Source organism: Hymenobacter latericoloratus, from assembly GCF_014199535.1.
Taxonomy (GTDB): domain Bacteria; phylum Bacteroidota; class Bacteroidia; order Cytophagales; family Hymenobacteraceae; genus Hymenobacter; species Hymenobacter latericoloratus.
On the sequence record NZ_JACHNV010000001.1, the window covers coordinates 1004563 to 1024782 of the forward strand.

A 20220-nucleotide genomic window follows, 5' to 3' on the forward strand; every position below is an offset into this window, starting at 1 on the left:
CCCCGCGAGGGGGGGTAGGGCAGCGCATCTGGGGCCTACCCCAAAAGGCGGCCGATGGGTGCGGAGCCGGTATTTTTGAACAATCTAGCCCTTTCGCTATGTTATCCAGTGGCAACCGGCGTCTACCAACCGGCGTCAGTTGCTTTTATTTGCTCTTTCCTGCCGTTAGGGCTACCCTGAGGTAGCCCGTTTGTCCGCTACATGACCAACAAAGAAATTAAAGCCCTCATCTCCCTGCTCGATGACCCCGAAGTTGCCCCGCAGATTCAGGAGAAAATCCAGACGCTGGGCGAAACCATTATTCCGTTTCTGGAGGAGTCGTGGGAGGAAAGTCTGGACCCGCAGCAGCAGCAGCGCCTGGAAGACCTGATTCACCATCTGCAGTTTGAAGGGCTGCAGCAGCGCTTGCGCGTGTGGCGCGACTCGGGTGGTGAGAACCTGCTGGAAGGCATGTGGCTGCTGAACTCCTACCAGTACCCCGACGCCGATTTTCAGGTACTGAACCGGGCCATTGAGCAGTTGCGCTTTGAGGTCTGGACACTGCTGCAGCCCAACATGCACCCCGCCGACCAGGTGCAGACCCTGAACCACGTACTGTTCCGGACGCATAAGTTTGCCGCTAACACCCAGAACTTCCATTCGCCGGCCAACTCTATGCTGCACCGGGTACTGGAAACCCGCCGGGGCAACCCGCTCACGCTCTGCGTAATTTATCTGCTGGTGGCTCAGCGGCTTAAAATGCCCGTGTTCGGTGTGAACCTGCCCAACCTGTTCGTGCTGACCTACCGGCCCGAGGGCGCGCTGGAGCCGTTTTATATTAACTGCTACAACCGGGGCCTTGTGCTTTCGCGCACCGATATTGAGCACTACATCGGGCAGCTCAACCTTACGCCCAACGAAATGTTCTTCGAGCCCTGCTCGCACATTGATATTGTGCGCCGGGCCCTACGCAACCTGCAACTCAGCTTCGAGAAAATGCAGGAACCAGCCAAGGCCATAGAAGTAGGCCAGCTGTTGGCTATCCTGACCAGCGAATCAGACGCCACGGATGGAAACTCCGGGCCGAACGAGGAATAAGCGTGTGCCTCAAAAAAAAGCCGGGCCGCCGATAGTACATCGGCGGCCCGGCGCGTTTGGCGGAATGTGGTAGTGGTATAAGCAGCAGGTCAAACGCTTCGTTTCCGCCCGACAGAGCATTCTGGCAGGCTGTTTACTACCCGGCCGCTCAGTTGGCAATGAGCCTTAAAACCGCCTGATGAGGCAGCCGGCGGCGCGCTTATCGGTAACGCCAACGGGCCTGCCCGCCAGCAGGTTATTGAGGGCATCGGCCAGGTAATGCTCCTTGGCGTAACCCTCCACCTGCGGGTTATCGTCGATGGCGCCCTTGTAGCGCACGGCAAAGCCGTTGCCCACGGGCTGCAACACCACTACTTCCGGGGTTTTGGTAGCCCCCAGCAGAGTGCTCACTTTCTGGCCTTCATCCGTAAGCAGGGGTAGGGCAACGCCCCCCGTGGTTTTTACTTTAAGTTTTTCGGCGTCGCCGGTATCGGCGCTGGCTTCCAGGTTAATGGGAGCATTCACGAACAGAAACTGCACCCCTTTGGCGCCATACTCAGCGCTCAGCGAATGCAGCCGGCCTTCGTAGAGCTTAGAGAACGCACAGGTGGGGTTCATGAAAACTACCACCACGGCCTTGCTGCCCGAGTAGCTTTTCAGGGCTACCTCCGTGTTGGCGCTGTTTTTCAGGCTGAAGTCGGCCACCGAGCGGCTGCCCTGCGCGCGGGCCACGCCCACCGCAACGGTGCAGAAAAGCAAAGCAGCAGCAGCAACAATGGAAATGCGACGAAGGGACATAGGAGAAGGGAAGAGGTGAACTTGTGAAATGGCGAGTTTGTGCTTGAAATAGTGCGAATGACCTGGCTTAAGCGACCAGCCCACTGTTTCACCAATTCACTACTTCACCAATGGCGTAAGTTAAAACGTAGTCGGGAGTTGGGCGCAGGTAGCGAATGTGGTGTTGGCTGCGGAAGTTTTCGAGGAGCAGGTGTCCCGTCAACACACCGGCCTCCCGCAGCTCAAACGGGCTGAGCAGTAACTGCTCTTTAAACACCAGGCCCCGGCGACTATGCAGCTTGTAGAGCGTCTCTTTGGCACTCCAATAGAGACAGTATTTTGCTGTTTCGTTGCCAGCGTTGGCCTGCTCCGCTTCCGATAGAAACCGGCGGGCCAACTGTTGCGCTTTGGGCCGTACCTGTTCAATATCTATGCCAACCGCGGCCTGGGTAGAAAGTAAGCCGGCTACCCACTCGCCGGAGTGCGAGAGGGATACGCCCGCGGCGGGCAGCTCCGGGAAGTAGGGGCGGCCGTTGGGGTCGTTGTGCAGGGTAGCGGGCGTGTCGTTTAGCTCGCGCAGCAGATAGTGGGCCAGCACCCGCCCGGCCAGCCACTGCCGGGCCCGCAGTTCGTCGCGCCCAGCGGGGTAGCGGGATAGGTAGTGTGTTTGCGCCGGCAGCAGGGGCCACAGCTCCTCGGCCGCTTCGGTAAGGTGCCAGAGGCCCAGCACGCAGGTTTGCGAAACAGGGGAGAGGGAGTGGAAGGGCAAGCAGTGAACGGGTAGGTGAATGAATAAGTGAAGGTACGCTCGGCTGGTAAAATGGTCATGCTGAGTGAACGGAAAAGGGTGAGTCGGGCGCGGGCAGGCAAACCGGCTGCCTCTCTTCACTCAGCATATCAGGGCCTGTCAATAGCCGGGCTGCGTGCGGGTGGCGTTCCGGCGGTATCTTTGCACGCTCTTTCACCCAGTTACTGATTTATTCCTTGTCTTTCCGTCCTCAGGTTCAGAAGCTTGCTGCCCTCACCGGCCACCGCGACTGTGTGTACGCCCTGGCCGGCACGGCCGGGCAGGATACATTCTACTCAGCCGGGGCCGATGGCCTGGTGGCCGCCTGGAGCGTGACGACCCCCGAGCAGGACGGCGAGCTGGTGGCCAAAGTGGAAAACTCGGTGTATGCCCTGCGGCATCTTCCTGACCGGAATCTGCTGGTACTAGGCCACAACTTCCAGGGTATTCAGGTGATTGACCTGGCCGAAAAGAAACTGGCCTACGCCACGGCCCTACCCCCAGCAGCCATTTTCGATCTGGCGTATTCCGAAGCCCGGCAGCGCCTCTACGTAGCCCTCGGCGATGGTACCCTGGCCGTGCTGCGCGCCCCCGATTTCAAGGTCGAAACCCTGGTGCGGCTCTCCGGAAAAAGCCTGCGCTGCCTGGCCCTGCACGAGGAACGCAACGAGTTGGCCGTAGGTGGCTCCGACTGGCAGGTGCGCATTCTGGACACCAACTCCTTGCAGGTAAAATACGTCATCGAAGGAGCGACCAACTCGGTATTCACGGCCGGCTACTCGCCCGACGGGCGCTACCTGCTCACGGCCGGCCGCGATGCGCACCTGCGCATCTGGGAGGTGGCGGCCGGCTACCGGGAGCACCGCACCCTGGTGGCCCACATGTTCACCATCAACCACCTGACTTTTTCGCCCGACGGCGCCCTGCTGGCTACCTGCAGCATGGACAAGAGCATTAAGCTCTGGGATGCCCGCTCCTGGGAGCTGCTGCGGGTAGTAGACCGCGCCCGCCACGCCGGCCACGGCACCTCCGTAAACAAGTTATTTTGGCCGGGAAGGCAGAATAGGCTAGTTTCGTGTAGCGACGACCGTAGCCTTGCGGTGTGGCAGCTTGGCGCAGAGTAGATGGTAATAGGTAGTAAAACCATCGGTTTTGCCCCGTGGCCGGGCAGATACCCGGTGTGCTGCCTCGCTGCCAGTTGCCAGCCCCCCGCCCCCTACCCCCCCCCGTACGACCCATGAAAATTACCGCCCTCGATATCCGGCAGAAAACCTTTGAAAAAGCCTTTCGGGGATTAGATAAGGATGAAGTACAAGCCTTTTTGCTGACGCTTTCCCAGCAGTGGGAGCGGATGGGCGACGAAAACCGGGAGTTGCGCCTCAAGCTGGATCATGCCACCCAGGAAGTACAGAAGATGCGCGAGGTAGAAACCAGCCTCTACCGCACCCTGAAAACGGCCGAGGACACCGGCAACAGCATTACCGAACAAGCCCAGCGCGACGCTCAGCTGCGTATTCGGGAGGCCCAGCTGCAGGCCGAGCAATTGCTGGCCGATGCCCGCCAGAAGGCCCGCAGCGTGGTAGAAGATGCCTACCAGCAAGCCGAGCGCACCGTGGCCGACATGCAGAAGGAAGTAAGCGGCCTGGGCCAGGAGTGCCAGCGCCTGGAAAACCTGCTCGATGGCCTCACCCACGATTTGCACCGCTTGGCTTCCGATGCGCTGGACAAGGTAGAAAAAGCCCGCAGCCGCCCGAAAACCAGTACGGCCGCCATCCTTTCGCGGGCCGCGAGCGTAAAAGTGAACCGTCCGCGCACCGCAGACGACTCACCTAAGCCCGATGCTCCTATGTTCGTTTCCACTGCTCCTACTACTTCTGCTGCCGCTGCGGTTGCCGGCGGTTCTGCGGCCAGCTTCTCCGAGCCGGTAGCGGCCCCGGCGCGTACAGCCTCGCCCGAGAAAACTCCCGCTACCACGGGCTACAATCCTAAACCCGGCCAGCAGCCCGACCCCGGCGCCCCGGCCCAGCAGCCCGGCCCGGAGATTGAGCGCCCTGGCAGCCCCGGCGAGAACCCCGGCATTTCGCCGGCCCCCCACGTGAACCCGCCGAGCCCCTCACGGGTCCCCGAGCCCGACGCGCCCCGCGTGGAGCCCCCCGCCCCCGATATTCAGCCCATCGGCCCCGGCCACCCCGAAATCAACCAGCCCGCCCCGGTTACCCACCCTGGCCAGCCCAGCTTCGCTACGGCGGCCCCGCTGGGTGAGAAGTCGTTTTTCGATGAGCTGTAGGCCTTTGGCCCTACCCAATCCACTGACACGAAGCCTGCCTCTCGGGGCAGGCTTCGTTGTTTTACAGAGAGAATTTTAGCCTACCGGAGCAAATAAAGCAGCTGCCCCTGGCCTTGGCTGGGCCCTGGGTACTTGTCGGTGGCATTACACGCGCTTTGCTTCCGGCCTGCCCACGCGGCACGGGCAGCACTCCTTAGTTCAACCACTCACCAATTCATCATATGGGCCAGATTGCACTGGAAGGCATGGAGTTTTTCGCCTTTCACGGATACTACGACGAGGAACAGAAAATCGGCAATAAATACGGAATTGACCTCTATATCGATACTGATCTGCACGCGGCCGGCGCTTCTGATCAGCTGCGCGAAACCGTGAACTACGAAGTGCTCTATAGGGTGGTGGCCGAGGAAATGCGGGCCCCGGCCCGGTTGCTGGAGCACCTGGGTCACCGCGTCATGGACCGGGTTCTGGAGGAGTTTCCCTATATCGAAGGGGTGCGGGTCAGCGTCTCGAAGTTTAACCCGCCGCTGGGGGGCATCTGTCACCGGGCCCGCATTACCCTGGAGCGGCGACGGTAACGCCTGCACCTGCCTGTCTGCGGCGGGTAACATGCTGCTACCGGAAGGTTGCCGCTGGTGTCGCCCGCCCACTGTCTGCCTACCCTTGGCGATAAGCTAAATCAGTAGCCAGCATCCGGGCCAAGCGCCCGGCCGAAAGCTTCCGGCCCTGGGAGGGGGTAGGGGGGTGGGAGTGTTCCCCCCAACGGCTGTCAGCTGAGGCTGGGCGGCGTGAATTGCTTTATCTCGGCTAACAACAGCTCCTGAGCACGCCGGAAATCCCGGGGACGTTTGTCGCTGACAATGCTGGAGAAAACAGGGTCTTCCCGGAGACTGTTCAGGTCGTCGGTCGGGCTGGGTATGCCGTGAAGCCGGCGGGCCGCCTGCAGGGCGTGGTAGCGGACCAGATAATCGGGGTGGGCCAGTAAGGCGATGATGCGCTCAACAAGGTCCGCGTTCAGCTGGGCGCGGGTGTAGTAATAACCCAGGCCCATCAGGACATCAATAAGCGGGTAAGTATCCCGGGTTTCGAGCACGCGCGCTACCTGCTGTAAGTCAAGTTGGGCGGGGTCAATCTGGCTGATGGCTTGCAGCACATAGTTTGCCGCCCGGGGCAGGTAGTCGTGCAGGGCGGGTAGGGCAGGCCGGTACCGTAAGTAAGCCAGCCCAAGCACCACGCGCGGGTCGGCCGGGCCTTGCCGCAGCGCCCGCACCAGCTCCGCCGCGGCCAGCTCCTGCTCGGCCGCTGAAAGCTGGTTAAGCGTTGCCGCCACGTCGATAACCGAGTCGTAGCCATCGTGCCAGGCCAGGTAGTTGTCAATGGGACCAAAAAAAGCTTGCCGGAAAAATTCCATCAAAGAAGAAGTCAGCGCAACGGGCGGGGTAGGGCGGCAAAGCTAGAAAGGCTGAGGCAAGTAACTCAGTAGCAGAAAGATTAAATATTATACGAAAAAAATCGTAGATTAAACTTGCTTCTACGATACGCTTCGTATATGTTTGATGTACGAACTGATTCGTAGAAACCGGCTGCCTGTTTTTCCGGCGCGAAGGAAAACAACCGCAGGCAACGGCCGCGCCTCAGTCGGACGTCTTTTCCCTGGTACCGCTTACCCCTTGTGTGATGAGTAAATCTTCCCTTCCTAAACCCACTGAATCGGAGCTGGAAATTCTGCAGGTGCTTTGGCAGCACGGCCCCAGCACGGTCCGGTTCGTCAACGACGAGCTGAGTCGCCGGCGCGAGGTGGGCTACACCACTACGCTGAAGCTGTTGCAGCTGATGCTGGAGAAAGGCCTGGTGCTGCGCGACGACGAGAGCAAAACCCACGTGTACCGCGCGGCAGTGCGGGAAGAGGAAACCCAGGGCCTGCTGATTGACAAGTTCGTGGAGTCGGCCTTCGGAGGCTCGGCCATGAAGCTGGTCATGCAGGCCCTGGGCAACCGGCGCACCTCCCGCGAAGAGTTGGCCCAGATTCGGCGCCTGCTCAACGACATCGAAATCCAAAACGACACAACCCCACCCTCAACCGACGATGCCCCATGAACTGGCTCGAACAATTGTTGCCGCCCGCGCTGGTACGCGCCCTGGGCTGGACGTTAGTGCACTCCCTGTGGCAGGGCGCCGTGGTAGCCCTGGCCCTGGCGGGCTTGTTGCTGCTGTTGCGCCGGCATAGCGCCGAGGTTCGCTACCGCACCGCTGGCCTGGGGCTGGCCGTGCTGCTGCTGCTGGCGGGCGTCACGTTCGGGCGCTACTATGTAGCTGCTCCTGAGGAAGCCGCCGTAGCGGGCTACATGGCCGGCGACGAGACGGCGGTGCTGTCCAACGGCCTCGTGCCAGCCGAAGCGGGCATCAGCACGCCTGTACTTCCGGCCGATGGCCTCGTGACAACGGAGGCTGCTGCCGTGGCAGCCGCTCCCACCGGCCTGCAGGCCTGGCTGGTGTACTTTGATGAGAATATTCCGGTGCTGGTGGCCCTGTGGCTACTGGGGTTGCTGACTATGACGCTCCGCCTGCTGGGGGGGCTGGCCTACGTGCAGCGCCTGCGCCGTTACCGGGTGCAGCCCTTGGCGCCGGAGTGGCAGGAGCGGCTCCAGCAGCTGGCTGCCCGAACCGGCCTGCAGCAGCCCATTGAGTTGCTGGAGTCGGCGCTGGTGCGGGTGCCGGTAGTGGTGGGCCACCTGCGGCCGGTTATTCTGCTACCCCTTGGTACCGTTATGGGCCTGAGCACTACGTATCTGGAAGCTATTCTGGCCCATGAGCTGGCCCACGTGCAGCGCCGCGACTACCTCATGAACTTGCTGCAGTCGGTGGCCGAAACGTTGTTTTTCTATCATCCGGCCGTGTGGTTTATTACGGCCTGCCTGCGCACGGAGCGCGAAAACTGCTGCGATGATGCCGCTACCGCCCTGGTGGGCGGCAACCCCCTGACCGTGGCCCGCGCCCTGGCCGCGCTGGCCGAGCTGAGCGTGGCACCCGAGCCGGTCAACCAGTTTGCCTTGTCGGCGCTGGGCCACGATGGCTCCGTGCTGGGCCGCATCCGGCGGCTGGTGCAGGGCCGCACGGCCCCTACCTTCTCCGAGGGGTTTATGGCGGCTTGCGTGGTGCTGGGCGGCATGGTGCTGCTGACCTCGGCCGTGGCCATGGCCGACCCGCGGCCGGCCCCTGGGCAGAAGAGTGGTAGTGGGGCCCTGGCGCGCCTGCCCTTCCTGGCCGCCGACCCCGATACAACCCGTAAAAAGGGGGAGGTAGCCGCTGAGTTCACTATTCCGGATGCTGATGTGCTTAGCCCCCTCGCCCCGCCCCTTTCCCTGCCCGAGGTGCCTGCTGAGGCGCCGGAGCCCGATGAAATAGTGGTGCCCGAGGTAGAAGAAGCAGTAGCCGCCGCAGAGGCATCGGCCGCTGACGCCGCCGACGACGATGACGACAAAGACAAGAAGAAGCGCCGCAAGGGCGCCCGGCAGGTAGTTGTGGTGCAGGAGCCCCGCCGGGGTGGGGCCGGAACGGTGGTTATCGAGAAAGACAAAAAGGGGCGGATTACCAACCTCTCGGTGAATGGCCAGCCGGTTGACACGGGCCAGAATGGCAACAAGAAAAGCCGGAAGTCGGAGCAGCCGGTAGAAGTGATTCGGGTGCCCGCCGACAACAGCTGGTCGAGCAACAATTTCCGGTTCGACGACAGCTTTGCCCGCTCCTTCCAGTTTCGGGGCTTTGACGCGGGCGAAATAGCCCGTATCCGCCGCGACGCCGACCGGGCCGTGGCCGATGCCCGCCGCCAGCTGCGCGAAAATCCGCAGTGGCGCACCAACACCTTCCGCTTCCGCAACGAGCAGACGGAGGCCCTGCGCCGCGCCGAGCAAAGCCTGCGCGAAGCCGTTAACAATGCGCGCACGGATGAGGAGCGTGAGAAAATGCAAGAGGCCCTGGAACGCCTCCGCGACCGGCAGGAAAGCCTGCGCGAGCAGCGGCAGGAATGGCTGCAGGACGAGGCCGAGGAGGCTCGCAGCCTGAACGGGGGCCACTGGAGCGCCGACCTGAATGAAGAACATGCCCGCCGCCTTGGCGAAGCCGCCCGCCGCGAGGGCGACGTAGCCCGGCGCGAAGGCGACCGGGCCCGGCGGGAAGGCGACATTGCCCGGCGCATCGGGGATTTGGCGCGCCGCCAGGCCACGGCCGATGCCCGCAAGGACACCCGCGAAGCCAACCGCCTCGGACTGGAAATGAAGGCCCTGGAACGCCAGCTGGAGGCCGCTCACCGCGAAACGGAAGTGGCCCACCGCGAAACGGAGGCCGCCCACCGCGAAACCGAGCGGGTGGAGCGCACCCTCCGCCCCGGCGGTAGCGCCAGCAGCCCCGCCCGTCGTCCCGGCTCCGCCACCGAAGATGCGTTGCGTGCGGAGCTGCGCAAGGATGGACTGATCAAGGACACGGAGAATTTCCAGTTCAGCCTTACCCCTACAACCCTCACCGTGAACGGTAAAAAGCAGTCCACGGCCCTGCGCGACAAATACCTGCGGTTAGTGGAAAAGCAGCGGGGCCGGAAGCTGGGGCCTGCCAGCTCCTACATCATCAACCGCCAATCGTCGGGTAGCACTACCAACGGCGGGCCGGGGTGGGCTCCGCAGCCACCGCGTCCGCCCCGGGCGCCCCTGGCCCCGGCGGCCCCGCCCGCTCCCACAGCTCCCCAGGTACCGGCCCCGCCGCTGCCGCCGGCGCCGCCCCGCGTCAACTCGGATGAGGTGCGGGCCGAGCTGCGCCGGGATGGTTTGCTGGGAGCCAGTGAAAAGGCGTTTCAGCTTCAGCTCAATGAATCGGGGCTGACGGTGAACGGTAAGAAGCAGCCCGATGAGCTAGCCGAAAAGTACCGCCGCCTGCTGGGCTCACCCGCCAGCAACGGCGGTAGCACCCGCAGCAACATTCAGATTTCTGTGAGCGAGTAAAGCACAACACTACCTGCCCGGCCGCCGCAATAACGGCGGCCGGTTTTTTTATAGAGAATTCCGAATACAGCAGGCAACGGTTACCCAGGGCAGCGCATCTATTGCAGCATCCCGCCGGCGCTCCGACCCGCGGCGCACTACCCCTGGCTTACCGCCTAACCTGCCCCCGCCGGGCAGCCTGCTCACCACCTGTTTTGTACTGCTTGTCCCAGCTTTATTCCCACCGATTTGTTGTGAACTGTTCCCGCGCCCTGCTTCTGGTTTGCCTGATGCTGCTGGCTGGTCTGGCCCGGGCCCAGGCACCTGCCGCTCCCGCTACCGGCGCCGCCGTGCCGGCCCCCAAACGCCAGCTCCAGGCCCTGCGCATCACCGAGGCCATTAAGCTGGATGGCGTGCTGGACGAGGCCATCTGGCAGCAGGCCCCCATGGCCACCAACTTTATTCAGAACCGCCCCAACCCCGGCCCCCCCGAAAAGCACCCCACCGAAGTGCGCGTGCTCTACGACGATGCCAACCTCTACATCGGGGCCATTATGCACGACGTGTCCCAGGACTCGATTCTGCGGGAACTCTCCCCGCGCGACGACGCCAACAACACCGATTTTATTGGGGTGTTTCTGGATACCTACCACGACAAAATCAACGGCTACGGCTTTTTCGTGACGACGGGCGGGGTGCAGATGGATTGCCGCTACTCGCCGGCCGGGGGCGAAGACTTTAACTGGAACGCCGTGTGGGACTCACGCACCAGCCTGCGCGGCACCGATTGGGTGGCCGAAATGCGGATTCCGTACTCAGCCATCCGCTTCAGTAAAGTTCCTGAGCAGCTCTGGGGCCTCAACTTCATGCGCCAGCGGAAGCGCGATAACCAGGCCTTTTTCTGGAATGAGGTGAAGCCCGCCGTCGATGGCTTTGTAAACCAGTGGGGCGAGCTGCAAGGCCTGCGCGACATTAAGCCGCCGCTGCGCCTCTCACTCACGCCCTACGTGTCGGGCTACGTGAACCACTACCCCTACAACGAGCAGGGCACCCGCAATGCCAGCACTAACTTTAACGGCGGCGCCGACGTGAAGTGGGGCATCAACGAAAGCTTTACCCTGGACGCTACCCTGGTGCCCGACTTCGGGCAGGTGCAGAGCGACAACCAGGTGCTCAACCTCTCGCCTTTTGAGGTGCAGTTCCAGGAAAACCGCCAGTTCTTCACCGAAGGCACCGAGCTGTTCAACAAGGGCGACCTGTTTTACTCCCGCCGGGTAGGGGCTACCCCCATTGGGTTCAGCAGCGTGTACAACCAGCTGCGCGCCGGCGAAATGGGTACCGATGGCACGCGCCGGCCCGGCGAGGTAGTGGTCAGCAACCCTGGCGTTACGCGCCTGCTGAACGCCACCAAAGTATCGGGGCGAACCAAGCAAGGCCTGGGGGTGGGGGTGTTCAACGCCCTCAGCAACAACGTGTACGCCACCGTGCGCGACTCACTGGACGGGCGCGAGCGGGAGGTGCTCACCCAGCCCTTCAGTAACTACAACATTGTGGTGCTGGATCAGAGCCTGAAAAACAATTCCTACGTTTCGCTGATCAATACCAACGTGACGCGCTGGGGTAGCACCTACGACGCCAACGTAACCGGAGGGCTGTTTCGCTTTGCCAACAAAAAAAACTCCTACGCCGTGAGCGGGCGACTAGTGTACTCGCGGCGGCGCGGCCAGCAATTTGGCTCCCAGGAGCAGATTGACGACCAGGACGGCTACAAGTACCAGGTGGGCATCAGCAAAATCAGCGGCAATTTCACTTGGGAGCTGGGCCAGGGTATTGAGTCAGACAAGTACAACCCGAACGATCTGGGCATTTTGTTTGGCAACAACAACATCAGCCAGTACCTCAACTTCAGCTACAACAAGTACAAGCCCTTCTGGAAGGTCAATAACTTGTACAGCTGGTACAGCCTCAACCACTCCCTGCTCTACAAGCCTACCCGCTACCAGAACGCCAGCGTGGCGGCCGGCTTCAACACCACTTTCACGAAAAGCTTCCTGACGGTAGGTGCCAACTTCGATGCCAACCCCGCAACCCACGATTTCTATGAGCCGCGCCAGTACCCGTTGGGCGATTACTACGTGCACGTGCCGGCCAATGCCAACGTGGGCGCCTTTCTCTCCTCCGACTACCGCAAGAAACTGGCCTGGGACGTAAACGCCGGGGTGCGCTGGTACGCCGAGGACGAGCGCCTGCCGCGGGCCCGTCGTATGGGCTACGGCTGGAACGTGTCGCCGCGCTACCGCGTCAGCAACCAGCTTAATTTCCGCTATTCCCTGGACTGGAACCTGCGCCAGAATCAAATTGGCTACGTGAACGGCGACCTGGACACAAGCCTGCCCGATGACGCCGACTTCCGCGACAAGTATCCTACGGATGTGCTGCTGGGCCGCCGCCGCGTGCTCACGGTAACCAGCACGCTGTCGGGGGCTTACACCTTCAACAACCGCATGTCCCTGACCATTCGCACGCGCCACTACACCAGCACCGTAAACTACTTCGACTTCGCGCGCCTGGAAAAGGATGGTCGCGAAACGCTGGTGGACTACCGCCGCAACCGCGACAATACGTTCAATGCCTTCAACGTGGATGCGGTGTACGCGTGGTGGTTCGCGCCCGGTTCGCAGGTGAGCATTGTCTGGAAAAATGCCAGCTCCTCTTTCCTGGAAGCCAACGAGGCTACCCCCCTCTACTTCAGCAACCTCAGCAATACCATCAACACCCCGCACAACAACAACCTGTCCATCAAGATTCTGTACTACCTGGACTACCTGATGCTGAAGCGGCGCGGCTAATTTTCTGCCATCCGCTTAACTGTCACAAGCCCCCGGCGCTCCGAGCGTTGGGGGCTTTTGGCTGAGAGAGGGGGTAGGCAAACTCAAGGCCCGGGCTGTACCAGCGTGCACGAACAGCCTGCAACCCGACACAGCTTCTACAAACCCAGCAGTTCCTCGGCGGCCCCAAAGGCCGATTTGCGGCCATCCATTACCTGCTGGCGGATGGCGGGCAGCTGGGCGGCTACGTCGGGGCGGGCGTAGAAGCGGGTTTCCAGGGCTTCCCGGATGGTTTCGTGGAGCCAGTGCAGATTCTGCTCCTGGCGGCGGCGCTGAAAGTAGCCGCTTTGCTGGGTTTGCTGCACGTACTGCTCCACCACGGCCCACACTTCCGGCACGCCCGCTCCTGATACGGCCGAGCTGGTGGTAACCACGGGGCTCCAGGCACTGGGTGCCAGCGGAAACAGGTGCAGCGCATTCTGATATTCGGCACGGGCCCGGCGGGCGGCCTGCTCGTTGCCGCCGTCGGCTTTGGTGATGGTCACGGCATCGGCCATTTCCATAATGCCCTTCTTGATGCCCTGCAGCTCGTCGCCGGCCCCGGCCAGCATCAGCAGCAGGAAAAAATCGACCATGCCGTGCACGGCGGTTTCGCTCTGGCCTACCCCCACGGTTTCCACGAAGATGACGTCGTGGCCGGCCGCTTCGCAGAGTACCAGGGCCTCGCGGGTACTGCGCGTAACGCCACCCAGACTACGCCCAGCCGGGGAGGGCCGGATGAAGGCCTGTGGGTGAGCGGCCAGCTGGTTCATGCGGGTTTTGTCGCCGAGGATGCTGCCGCCGCTGCGCTGGGAACTGGGGTCCACGGCCAGCACGGCCAAGCGCTTGCCCTGCTCCCGCACCAGATGCAGGCCCAGGGCCTCAATAAACGTGCTTTTTCCTACCCCCGGCACCCCCGTAATACCCACCCGCACCGAGCGGCCGGCGTGGGGCAGTACCGCATCGAGCACCTGCTGGGCCAGGGCCTGGTCCGAAGGCAGGGTGCTTTCGACCAGGGTAATGGCCCGGCTCAGCAGCACACGGTTGCCGGAGAGGATGCCGTCGGTGTATTCAGAAACGGAAAAGCGTTTGGCCATTAGAGCAGGAACGGAGCCGGGCGGGAAAAGTAGCGCCCTGGCCGGGTAATAGAGCCGCAAACTACCCCATATCGTACATTTGAAAAAATGGCCGCAGGTGCGCGTCGTTCGTCTGTCGTCTTTCCCTCCACCGCATCATGGGCAAAAATCTCTACTCACTTCTCGCGGCCTTCTTGCTGGGTGGCACCCTGCCGCTTTACGCCCAAAACGAGCTGAGCAACTTCACGGCCACCGGCCGCGGGGGCGTGGCCACCACTTTCGCCTCCGATTATCAGGCTATTGGGATTAACCCGGCCAACCTGGGGCGGGTAGGCGGGGCCACGGTAGCCTTTACCATCGGCGAGTTTGGGGTAGGGGCCGGCTCCCAGTCGCTCACGCGCCAGCAGCTGCGCCGGTTTATCACCGATACCAACCAGGGCCTCACCCTAACCGATAAGCAGGAACTGGCCCGCGCGTTTACTTCCGATAACGCCCTCAACTTCAACGCCGATGCCACTACCCTGGCCCTGGCCGTGCAACTGCCCGTAATTGGGGGCATTGCCATCAGCAACCGGGTGCGTACGGCCGGGCATGTGGGCCTGAACCAGAACGCTGCCGAAATTACCTTTCTGGGCCGCGACGCGCCCATTTACGCCTCGGCCAGCGCCGGCAACCTGCCGCTGGTGTCGGAGGCGCTGGCCGGCACCGATATCCAGCTGGCCGTGCTGAACGAGTTCAACCTGGCCTGGGGCACCCGCCTGATTGATCTGCCCCTGTTTCAGCTCTCGGCCGGCGCGGGTTACCGCTACATTCAGGGGGTAGGCATTATCGATATTCGGGTGCAGCCGGGCAACCTGCGGGCCTACAGTTCCATGTCGCCGGTGTTCGATATTGATTACGGCAGCATGGTAAACAACCCCAGCTTTAACCTGCGCAGCGGCGGCAGCGGCCTCCGGCCCGTGGGCAAGGGCCACGGCTTTGACCTGGGCCTGGCGGCTGAGGTAGGCAAAGCACTCCGCCTGGGCGTGGCCGTTACCGACCTGGGCCACATGACCTGGGAGGGCAACCTGCTCACGGCCAACGACCAGAAACTGAAGCAGCTGAAGTCAGAAGGGGTAGGGAGCTACAACTTCATCAAGGAAGCCGCCGAAATCTTTGCTACTGGCACCGACAGCCTGTTCACCTACGAAACCGGCCAGGAGCGCCGGGCCGAGCTGCCCACCAAGCTGCGGGTCGGGGCCGGCCTGCGCATCAGCGAGTTCTTTGAGGCTGGCCTCGACGTGACCCTGCCGCTGAACAGTGTGGCCGGCAACATTACTACCCCCTTCGTGGGCGCCGGCCTCGATTACAAGCCCACCCGCTGGCTGCGCCTGAGCAGCGGCCTGACCGGCGGCGCGGGCTACGGTGTAAGCGTGCCCTTCGGTATCACCCTGGCCACCCGCGTATACGAAGCCGGCCTCAGCACCCGCGACGTGGCCGGCCTGCTCACCTCCGAGAATCCCTACCTCTCGGTTGCCGGCGGCTTTCTGCGCTTTAAGCTGGGCGGCAAAACGCAGTAGCAGCGAATGAGTAAGTGAATGAGTGACGTGTCATGGCGAGGTACGAAGCCATCCTTCCTGACCAACGCCCTACCCCTTGAAACGTGACAAGCCCTTGACGACTGCGCGAGCGTCAAGGGCTTGTTTGTTTATCAGGCTTGTCACACAGAGAGGAAGGATGGCTTCGGTGCCCTCGCCATGACACACTTCACTCACTTACTTTTTCACTTACTTCCCCGGCTCCGTAATGAAGTTAGGCAGGCCGAGCTTGCTGCGGCGGCCACCGAGCTTCAGGCCGTTATCAATGTACTTGGCGGTGGCGGAGTTGGGGTTCTGGATGATGCCCAGGAACATGTTGTCTTCGCGGGCCACGTAAATATTGCCGTCGGGGGCACGCTGCAGGGAGCCCACTTTGCGGTTAGCCGATTTGCCTACCACGGTGGCTTTGCCGGTTTTCAGATCGAACTGAAAAATCTGAGCTTCCCCGCCGCCTTCGCCATTGCTGGAGCCGTAAAGCTTGCTGCCATCGGGCGAAAACTCTACCCCGTAGGCTTCGGGGTAGGGGGCGAAGGATTTGGCGTTGCGCACCTGCCCGGTAGCGCGGTCGAAATCGAATACCTCGTACTTGTTGGCTTCGCGCCAGAGGGCCACGGCCAGCTTGCGGCCATCGGGCGAAAACTTCATGGCCCCAATGGCATTGCGGCCGGGGCCGGCGTGCATGCTGCCTACGTTGCTCATAATCGGCTTGCTTTCCACTCCATCGGCCGTTACCAGAAAGCTCACGAAGGCATTGGAATTCCAGCGGTGCGCCACAATCCAGACGTCGCGGCCGTTCTGGTGGCGCACGGCGGCCAGCTTCTCGGCCACCGGCGTGATGAGCAGAGCGTTGGAGCGGGGCACGTCGCCGAGGCCGTTTTCGCGGGTCATGTCCACGGTGGAGTAGCGCAGGCCGTTGGGGCCACCCTGGGCGCCCACCGTAAACACGTAAAACACGTTGCCGCTCCCCGGGTCGGGCACAATGAGGGCGCTTTGGGTGCTGGAGTTGGAGCCCATCAGCTTTTTGCCGTTGGGCATTACCTGGTGCTGGCGGTTGAATACAAACTCACCGTTGGTGTAAAACAGCAGCTGGCCCTGCTGGTTGGTAGCCACCGCCGAGCCCTCGTAGGTGGTCATCTTGCTGGTCAGCAGGGGGGTAGGCGCCGAGCCATCAGCCGGAAACGTAAGTCCGGCCTGTTGGCCAAACAGCCAGATAGATTGCTCGCGTTGAGCCAGTACCGCGCCGGGCAACAGCAGCGCCAGCAGCAACGGCAAAAGCGAAAGTCGTTTCATAAAAGTCAGTCGTGTAAGCGAGCAGGTAGAACGCAATTTCGTGCCAAATTGGGGTGTATGGGGTGAAACGTGAGGAGGTAAATGGTAACAGGTAAACAGAGCGTCATGTCGAGCTTGCCGAGACATCTCGCGTGCTGATGTTGTCGTGCTAATTCTCAGGCCTCATCTGGCGTCCGCTTAACAATAGTGTTGCAACGAAGCAGTAGAGATGCTTCGACTACGCTCAGCATGACAGTTACTTTGGCAATGACCGCACGCGAGATGTCTCGGCAAGCTCGACATGACGTTCCTTTTTACCTGTCACCTGTCACCTGTCACCTGTCACCTCCTCACCAACGACCCCTAAACCTCCCACTCTCCGGCCAGCAGGCGCGGGATAATGGGCTGAATGATGCGGTAGCTGGCGCCCCACAACGGGTAGTTGTTGCCCACGCGGTAGAACGGCACCAGGCGGGGGCCGGGCCAGCCGGCCAGCTCCCAGGTTTCCTCCGTGTGGTTCGTGACGTCGGCCAAATGGCGGAGCGGAATTTCCAGCACCTCGTCTATTTCCGAGGTTTGCCATTGCCAGACTTCCGGCCGCCGGATACGGCCCAGAAATGGGGCAATCCGGAAGCCGCTGGGTACTGCTACGGGGGGCAAGGCCGCCAGCACCTCCACGTTGGAGGGGGGTAGGCTGACTTCCTCGAAGGCTTCACGCAGGGCCGTGGCTTGCAGGTTTTCGTCCTCGGGCTCGTGCTTGCCACCGGGGAAAGCCAGCTGGCCGCCGTGCACGCCAAACGCCGCCCGGCGCACCATCACTACCTGTATTTCGCCGTGCTCGTCGCGGAAAACGGGCACCAGCACGGCCGATTCGCGCAGGTTTTTCGGCACAATGAAATCGTAAATGCTAGGGGTTGCCATGGGTGCAAGGTACGCACGGCCCGGCCTCCCTGTTCGGCTAGCGTACGGAGTACGCGCCGGCGCTGCCCACCGTAACTAGGGGCAATTGGCGGTTATCCTCGAAGTACTGATAGCCTGCCGCCAGCTGCTGCCAGAACCCTAGGTGTGGGCTCATCAGGCGGCGGGCCAGGTTTTCAGGGGTAAGCTCAAACGGGAAAATGTGAATCGGAATAGCCGTTTGCCCGGCCGCGCGGGCTTCCACGGCCAGCACGTACAGCTCCCGGATTCCGGCGTCGGTGATGGGCAGGCAGCCGATGGTGACGTTGGAGCCGTGGATGAAGATGTCGTTGCCGGGGTCGAGGGTGGCGCTGCGGTGCCGGTCGGCGGCGTTGGGGTAATCGAGGCCCAGGGACAGGTGGTACTTGCTGTCGGGGTTGAACCTATCGATGGTGTAGAAGCCTTCCGGAATCTGGCCGTCGCCGGCCTGGCGCTTGGGGCCGAGCGTGCCCGAGGTGCCAGCCAGCCGGAAGGTGCGCAGCAGCACAAACTGCCCGGTGCCCTGGTTGCGGCCCCACACTTCCAGCCGCCGCCCTACCTTAAACGCCCGCAGAAACAGCTCCAGCCGCTCAGGAGCCAGTCCGTGCCGGCGCAGCAGGGCATGAGCCGATGTTTCGTGCAGGGTGTAGGCCGCCCGCACGCGCGGAAACCGGAGCTGCTTGCTACGAAACGTGGGGTTAGGCTCGGGGCGGCGGGCCGAAGAGCGGGCATAGAGGGTGAGCAGCAGAGCCGCTCCAACCAGCGCTAGAAAACGCATAGAATAAAGGATAACAAGCCCCCGAAAACGTAGCCGGGGCACAATGCAACCTCAACGGTAACCGCTTAGGGCTTAGTATAGGCGAAGAGGTATATAGAAAAATAAACCTGATTTCTGGTTAGGTTAGGGAAGTAGAACGTCATCATCCGCCGGCCGTTTTTCGTACCGCTGCTATGCCTTCCGCTTCTGCCGTTTCCGTGGCTGCTCCCGCAGTAGCCTACCGCCCCGACCCGCTGGGCCACGATTTCGAACAGCTCGTGCTTGCGCAGCCCCACGATTACGAGGGCCGGGTGCAGGCCGTGCTGGTGCGCTACCGCCGCGAGCCGCCGCAATCCGCGGCCCCCGCCGTGCTCTACGTGCACGGCTTCAACGACTACTTTTTTCAGCGCGAAATGGCCGTGGAGTACACCCGGCACGGCTGCCGGTTTTTCGCCGTCGATCTGCGCAAGTACGGCCGGGCCCTGCTACCCCACCAGCGGCCCAACAACGTGCGCGACCTCGCCGAATACTTCGCCGACCTGGATGCGGCCCTGGCTCAGCTGCGGGCAGAAGGCTACGCGGATGTGGTGCTAAGCGGGCATTCCACCGGTGGCCTTATCACGGCCCTGTACGCGGCCCAGCGCCCGAAGGCCGGACTGGTGGCGTTGGTACTGAACAGTCCGTTTCTGGAGCTGCGTCAGCCCTGGCTGCGGCGGCACGTGGCGGTGCCCCTGGTTGTGGCCCTGGGAGCCCGCTGGCCCGATTTGCCCCTGCCCGCCGGCCTACCCGATACTTACGGCCAAAGCCTGCACCGGGCTTACCGCGGCGGCTGGGACTACGACCTGGCCTGGAAGCCTAACCGGGTGTTTCCGGTGAATGCCGGCTGGCTGCGGGCTATCCGGCGCGGACAGGCGCACGTACGGCGCGGATTACACCTGCCGCTGCCGGTGCTGGTGCTCCACGCCGAGCACAGCGCCGGCGGCCGTAGCTGGCACCCCGACTTCCAGCGCGCTGACATTGTATTGGATGTAGCCCACATCAAAGCCCTGGCCCCACGCCTCGGCCCGCAGGTAACCATGCGTGCCATACCCGGCGCCGTGCACGATGTCTTTCTATCGGCCCCCGAAGTGCGCGCCTCGGCGTATGAGCAAGTGTTCCAGTGGCTGGCCGGGGTAGCGAAATGAGGTTGCCAAAACAGCCCACGGTAGCGCACACTACCCGCAAGCCATAATGGACCCTAGAGCTAGTGACCGGACTTAGCTTTAGCTTAAGTGGCTATTCCTTTCTACTTCACTAACTCTTTCCCATGGCTACCCTTCTTGTCTTTATCAGCGCTTTGGCGGGCACCGTGCTGCTGGGCAGCACCCTTGGGCCAGCGCAAACCCTACCCCCCGGTTCTCTGGCAACCGTAGTGAAGGAAGCCAAATGGCAAAAACGGGTGCTGCTGCTGTGCGCGCCCACCCCCAACGACAGCGAGCTGCGCCAACAGAAGCAGCTTCTAGGCCCTGTGAAGGCTGACTTGAACAGCCGCGACCTGCTGGTGCGGGAGGTTATCTGGAGCCAGCTTCCGGCGGCCGACCAGCGCTATTTGAGTCGGGAGCTGGGGGTAGGCAGTTCAACTTTTCAGGTGGTGCTGATTGGGAAGGATGGGGGCGTGAAGCGGCGCGAAACTCAGGCCTTGCCGCCCGCCCAGCTATTTTCGACCATTGATGCCATGCCCATGCGCCGCCAGGAAATGAAGCGTCCCCGGTAGCCATCAGCTTTCTACCCCCCTGCAACCTGACAAGCCCCCGGCGGATGGTAGCGGCAGGGGCTTGTCAGGTTGCAGGGGGGGTAGCACATTGGTCAGGACGGATGGCTT

At 62.3% G+C, this 20220-nt stretch carries 17 protein-coding genes; 10 read left to right on the plus strand and 7 right to left on the minus strand.

Translation table 11 applies throughout. The features are described 5' to 3' along the window. Nucleotides 1–201: 201 nt before the first annotated feature. Complete coding sequence (locus GGU46_RS04430; RefSeq protein WP_183402322.1) at nt 202–1077, plus strand: transglutaminase-like domain-containing protein; 876 nt, start codon at nt 202–204, stop codon at nt 1075–1077. Between the two features lie 165 nt (nt 1078–1242). Here GGU46_RS04430 and GGU46_RS04435 read toward each other — a convergent pair whose 3' ends face one another. Next, nucleotides 1243–1854 (minus strand): redoxin domain-containing protein, encoded by a 612-nt coding sequence (locus GGU46_RS04435; RefSeq protein ID WP_183402323.1) that lies wholly within the window; start codon nt 1852–1854, stop codon nt 1243–1245. A gap of 88 nt (nt 1855–1942) precedes the next feature. Then, entirely contained in the window at nt 1943–2602 is a 660-nt protein-coding gene (locus GGU46_RS04440) for a 4'-phosphopantetheinyl transferase superfamily protein (protein ID WP_183402324.1), read from the minus strand. A gap of 215 nt (nt 2603–2817) precedes the next feature. Here GGU46_RS04440 and GGU46_RS04445 point away from each other — a divergent pair, with 215 nt between their 5' ends. The 3 genes from GGU46_RS04445 to folB all read left to right on the plus strand — a co-directional run bounded on the left by GGU46_RS04445 (nt 2818) and on the right by folB (nt 5485). After that, the gene (locus GGU46_RS04445; protein ID WP_183402325.1) at nt 2818–3744 is read left to right on the plus strand and encodes a WD40 repeat domain-containing protein; all 927 of its coding nucleotides are present in this window, start codon (nt 2818–2820) and stop codon (nt 3742–3744) included. A 113-nt stretch (nt 3745–3857) separates the two neighbouring features. Beyond that, on the plus strand, nt 3858–4907 hold the full coding sequence (locus GGU46_RS04450; RefSeq protein WP_183402326.1) for a DivIVA domain-containing protein: 1050 nt from the start codon (nt 3858–3860) through the stop codon (nt 4905–4907). 221 nt (nt 4908–5128) lie between these two features. After that, entirely contained in the window at nt 5129–5485 is a 357-nt protein-coding gene (gene folB, locus GGU46_RS04455) for a dihydroneopterin aldolase (protein WP_110977029.1), read from the plus strand. A 191-nt stretch (nt 5486–5676) separates the two neighbouring features. Here folB and GGU46_RS04460 read toward each other — a convergent pair whose 3' ends face one another. Further along, nucleotides 5677–6318 (minus strand): hypothetical protein, encoded by a 642-nt coding sequence (locus tag GGU46_RS04460; protein ID WP_183402327.1) that lies wholly within the window; start codon nt 6316–6318, stop codon nt 5677–5679. A 266-nt stretch (nt 6319–6584) separates the two neighbouring features. Between GGU46_RS04460 and GGU46_RS04465 the strand changes: the two genes are divergently transcribed. The 3 genes from GGU46_RS04465 (at nt 6585) to GGU46_RS04475 (ending at nt 12726) form a co-directional block, all read left to right on the plus strand. Continuing rightward, nucleotides 6585–7004 (plus strand): BlaI/MecI/CopY family transcriptional regulator, encoded by a 420-nt coding sequence (locus tag GGU46_RS04465; RefSeq protein WP_183402328.1) that lies wholly within the window; start codon nt 6585–6587, stop codon nt 7002–7004. Continuing rightward, entirely contained in the window at nt 7001–9898 is a 2898-nt protein-coding gene (locus GGU46_RS04470; protein WP_183402329.1) for a M56 family metallopeptidase, read from the plus strand. The genes GGU46_RS04465 and GGU46_RS04470 overlap by 4 nt, the downstream gene beginning before the upstream one ends. Before the next feature lie 233 nt (nt 9899–10131). Further along, complete coding sequence (locus GGU46_RS04475) at nt 10132–12726, plus strand: DUF5916 domain-containing protein (RefSeq protein ID WP_183402330.1); 2595 nt, start codon at nt 10132–10134, stop codon at nt 12724–12726. A 137-nt stretch (nt 12727–12863) separates the two neighbouring features. Here the strand turns inward: GGU46_RS04475 and meaB are convergent, their stop codons facing one another. Next, nucleotides 12864–13841, minus strand: a complete 978-nt coding sequence (gene meaB, locus GGU46_RS04480) for a methylmalonyl Co-A mutase-associated GTPase MeaB (protein WP_183402331.1) — start codon at nt 13839–13841, stop codon at nt 12864–12866. A gap of 137 nt (nt 13842–13978) precedes the next feature. On the opposite strand from meaB, the gene GGU46_RS04485 reads away from it, so the two are divergent. Continuing rightward, nucleotides 13979–15379, plus strand: coding sequence for a DUF5723 family protein (locus GGU46_RS04485; RefSeq protein WP_183402332.1), 1401 nt, complete (start codon nt 13979–13981; stop codon nt 15377–15379). A gap of 207 nt (nt 15380–15586) precedes the next feature. On the opposite strand, the gene GGU46_RS04490 is transcribed toward GGU46_RS04485, so the two are convergent. From GGU46_RS04490 to GGU46_RS04500, 3 genes are all read right to left on the minus strand, one after another. Then, nucleotides 15587–16687 (minus strand): YncE family protein, encoded by a 1101-nt coding sequence (locus tag GGU46_RS04490; RefSeq protein ID WP_183402333.1) that lies wholly within the window; start codon nt 16685–16687, stop codon nt 15587–15589. A gap of 342 nt (nt 16688–17029) precedes the next feature. Continuing rightward, complete coding sequence (locus tag GGU46_RS04495; protein WP_183402334.1) at nt 17030–17587, minus strand: NUDIX hydrolase; 558 nt, start codon at nt 17585–17587, stop codon at nt 17030–17032. Nucleotides 17588–17624: 37 nt separating this feature from the next. Further along, the gene (locus tag GGU46_RS04500; protein ID WP_183402335.1) at nt 17625–18380 is read right to left on the minus strand and encodes a L,D-transpeptidase family protein; all 756 of its coding nucleotides are present in this window, start codon (nt 18378–18380) and stop codon (nt 17625–17627) included. Between the two features lie 173 nt (nt 18381–18553). On the opposite strand from GGU46_RS04500, the gene GGU46_RS04505 reads away from it, so the two are divergent. Next, complete coding sequence (locus GGU46_RS04505; RefSeq protein WP_183402336.1) at nt 18554–19543, plus strand: alpha/beta hydrolase; 990 nt, start codon at nt 18554–18556, stop codon at nt 19541–19543. Between the two features lie 122 nt (nt 19544–19665). Further along, the gene (locus tag GGU46_RS04510) at nt 19666–20112 is read left to right on the plus strand and encodes a DUF4174 domain-containing protein (protein ID WP_183402337.1); all 447 of its coding nucleotides are present in this window, start codon (nt 19666–19668) and stop codon (nt 20110–20112) included. The last annotated feature ends 108 nt before the right edge of the window (nt 20113–20220 follow it).